Origin of the sequence: Poseidonocella sp. HB161398 (assembly GCF_005870025.1) — a bacterium.
Classification (GTDB): domain Bacteria; phylum Pseudomonadota; class Alphaproteobacteria; order Rhodobacterales; family Rhodobacteraceae; genus Mangrovicoccus.
In genome coordinates this window covers 1-3,174 of sequence record NZ_VATA01000169.1, presented here as the reverse complement: position 1 = coordinate 3,174, position 3,174 = coordinate 1, and the positions used below count along the sequence as shown (strand labels likewise).

Here is a 3,174-nt window from a genome sequence, read left to right as displayed (position 1 = left end):
ATCCGGTCGCACGCTGCGATAGCGCACGCTCGACCGGTCCACCGCCAAAGCCTTGCACGCCCGTCGTTGGCTCACCCCGTGGAACGCCACGACATGTGCCACCGCTTCCCGCCTCACGCCGGGCGTTACCACTTTCGCGACGCGACATCCTTCAGGATCGCGCGCGCCATTGGGCTCGAACCAATGGCGCCTTCACTGGCGCGCTCGAGCATGGCCTCTGCCAGCAGCTTCTTCAGCTTGGCGTTCTCGTCCTCAAGCGCCCTGAGACGTCGGGCATCCGACACCTCAAGACCGCCAAACCGCGCCTTGTATTTGTAGAACGTCGCCGTGCTGACCCCGTGCTTGCGGCAGACATCGGCCGTCGCCATGCCCGCCTCCTGCTCCTTCAGCATCCCGATGATCTGCTCTTCGCTGAACCTTGATCGCTTCATTGTCCGTCTCCTGGTTGGGGCGGACGGCGTTGTTGCGCAAATCCGAGTCTGGCTACGCCTTTTGTCAACATGACCTAAGAAACAATATGAAGAAATAGTATATTGGAATATATGAAACTTATAAATGCTTAACTTTGAGAAAGGACTTGAGTTATCACTTTGTTAGAGGTGCTGAACTAGATTGAAGATGCCACGTCCAACTGTGTGCCGGTTGGAGTGTTTCTACAGGTGCGGGGAATCCCGCAACTCCTAAATTGGGTGGATGGCACTTAATGTGCCAAATGTGAGGAAAAATGTCTAGCATCTTGACTAATACCAGTTCCATGGTCGCTCTTCAAACATTGAAGACAATAAACCATGGCCTTGAAAAAACCCAGGGAGAAATTGCAACCGGAAAGAAAATATCCACTGCTAAGGATAATTCTGCAATTTGGGCAATTTCAAAAGTTATGGAATCCGACGTGAATGGATTCAGGGCGATTTCTGATAGTCTCTCTTTGGGGGAGTCTACAGTTGCCGTTGCTCAAACCGCGGCCGAGACGATAACCGATCTTCTGGGACAGATTAAGGAAAAAGTCGTTGCAGCCCAGGGCGATAATGTGGATCGAACAAAGCTAAACAACGACATTACCGCGCTGAAGGAACAGATCACATCAGTTGTGGGCGCGGCGCAATTTAATGGTCTTAACCTAGTTGACGGGACAACTACGACGACAAATGTTCTGTCCTCGATTGATCGTGATAGTACTGGCGCAGTCACGGCATCCTATATTTCAGTCTCCGGCGTTAATCTGGGTTCATCAGGTTACACCGCAAAGTCGGTGTTCACCGGGGGAACAAATACGGTAGTTTCGGGGTCAGGAGACACTTTCGTCATGTCTTTAGACAACGGCGGCGGCAGCGATTCAGTTGATATCGTCGATCCAACATTCACTGTCGGAGAGAGTATATCCATAACTGTGGGTGATTATACAGCCAGTTATACAATTGGCGCAAATGATATTGCTGCCGGAAACACACCGGAGGATATTGTTGCGACAAACCTGAAGTCGCAGATAGAGTCATTCGGCATTTCCGGCCTTGAAGTTGACTACGATAGCGCCAATCCTGGACAGCTTGTTTTCACTAATTCCGGAACCGTTGATCTGACTGTCACGGGACAATTTGGTGATGAGGGTTCCGGAGGTCTGGCAGGTCTTTCGACCATTGATGCAACGAGTTCTGGAACACTTGCCGCACAACTTGTGACAATGGAATCCCTTATCGGAGTCGCAATCGATGCCGCGTCATCGTTTGGCTCCGATGGTGCTCAGATTTCCACTCAGTCTATGTTCGTTTCAAAACTAACTGACTCGATGAACGCAGGCATCGGCGCAATGGTAGATGCTGACATGGAAGAAGCATCTGCACGGCTACAAGCGCTTCAAGTTCAGCAGCAACTTGGAATTCAAGCGCTATCAATTGCAAATCAGGCTCCGCAAAATATCTTGGCATTGTTTCGCTAACTGATTCCAAGGGTGCCGACATCAACATGTCGGCACTTACCTCTTGGAGAAAAGAAATTTAATGGTGCAAAATTGACCATCCGGACCAGAGCATTGTCAGCGTATTCCAGCTACTCCGCGGCAGCTAGCACACAGCGTGGTGCCGAATACGAAACTCTTGGAAGGATCACTAGAAGCATAAGGGATTCCACAAGGTCTGGAGCGTCATTTTCCAGCTTGGCCGCAGCTCTCCATGAAAATAGACGACTTTGGACCATACTAGCGCTTGACGTTTCCAACGACGAAAACCCGCTACCTTTAGAGTTAAAGAAAAAAATTTTCATTTTGAACTCGTTTGTTCAAAAACACACCAGGAGAGTTCTTTTGCACGAGGCCAGTGTCGCGATTCTACTGGAGATAAACGTATCTATCATGAAAGGTCTCAGGGAGGGTCGGTGATGGCCGGTTTGGTTTTGAAACTCGGGCCGAGAGAGCGGTTTCTGATAAATGGCGCGGTGATTGAAAATGGAATTCGTCGGAGCAGAATAAATATTCTTTCTCCCAATGTGAATATTTTACGCCTTCGAGATGCAATACATCCCGAAGATGCCGATACTCCTGTAGGGCGCGTTTGTTATTTGGCGCAGTTGGTGCTCGCCGGTGATAGGAGACCTGAAGAAGTTGGCGAGTATTTAGTCCAGGAAATAGGGAGGCTGACGGAAATTTTTTCTGGTTCTAGTGGGGCTGAGTCAATACTTTCGGCACTAGACTTTGCGAAGAAGGGGAACTTCTACCAATGCCTTAAGTCTTTGCGGGAGCTAATTCCACATGAAAAGAATCTTCTTGACGGTTAGCAGTGTGCTGAAAAATGGCTCTGAGGCGTCGCCAGCGAGGAAACTGTTCCGTATTCGGCCGAAGCATCCTCGAGAGAAGTTCACGTACAGCCGCATTCCGGACAATTTTTCCAGTCTTGCCCTGCACTCCGTCGCCGCACGGGCTTTTTCGGCACCCTGTTAAGGCATTATTGCAGAACTTCGCAAGCCTGCGGAGTCAAGAGCTCAATTGGGCGTTGTTGCAGAAATCGGTGCTTGACCGCCCCCCCCTTTCCCGGGACTGATTTACTCTATGGGCATCGTGACAGACATTCAGTGTTTATGATGTACCTGGGCGTTGTTGCGCAAATCCGGGAGGATTCATCTCGTGAATCCAGCATGCTAGCTGGGCAGCATGAGCAGACCTCCGAAGACGACCTACAAGAC

General features: G+C 50.1%; 3 protein-coding genes and 1 pseudogene. 3 read left to right on the top strand and 1 reads right to left on the bottom strand.

Annotated elements, in window-relative coordinates; all coding sequences use genetic code 11:
• A pseudogene (locus FGX59_RS39180) lies at nt 1–431 on the bottom strand (transposase); the annotation flags it as partial.
• A gap of 305 nt (nt 432–736) precedes the next feature.
• On the opposite strand from FGX59_RS39180, the gene FGX59_RS36290 reads away from it, so the two are divergent.
• From FGX59_RS36290 to FGX59_RS36280, 3 genes are read left to right on the top strand one after another with little or no spacing between them, the layout of a single operon-like run.
• On the top strand, nt 737–1,936 hold the full coding sequence (locus tag FGX59_RS36290) for a flagellin (RefSeq protein WP_370296508.1): 1,200 nt from the start codon (nt 737–739) through the stop codon (nt 1,934–1,936).
• A gap of 12 nt (nt 1,937–1,948) precedes the next feature.
• Nucleotides 1,949–2,374 carry a flagellar biosynthesis regulator FlaF gene (flaF, locus tag FGX59_RS36285; RefSeq protein ID WP_240722878.1) on the top strand — a complete coding sequence of 142 codons (426 nt, stop codon included), beginning with the start codon at nt 1,949–1,951 and terminating at the stop codon, nt 2,372–2,374.
• A complete protein-coding gene (locus FGX59_RS36280; RefSeq protein WP_138473402.1) occupies nt 2,374–2,769 on the top strand; it encodes a flagellar biosynthesis repressor FlbT in 396 nt (131 codons plus the stop codon). The genes flaF and FGX59_RS36280 overlap by 1 nt, the downstream gene beginning before the upstream one ends.
• Nucleotides 2,770–3,174 lie beyond the last annotated feature (405 nt).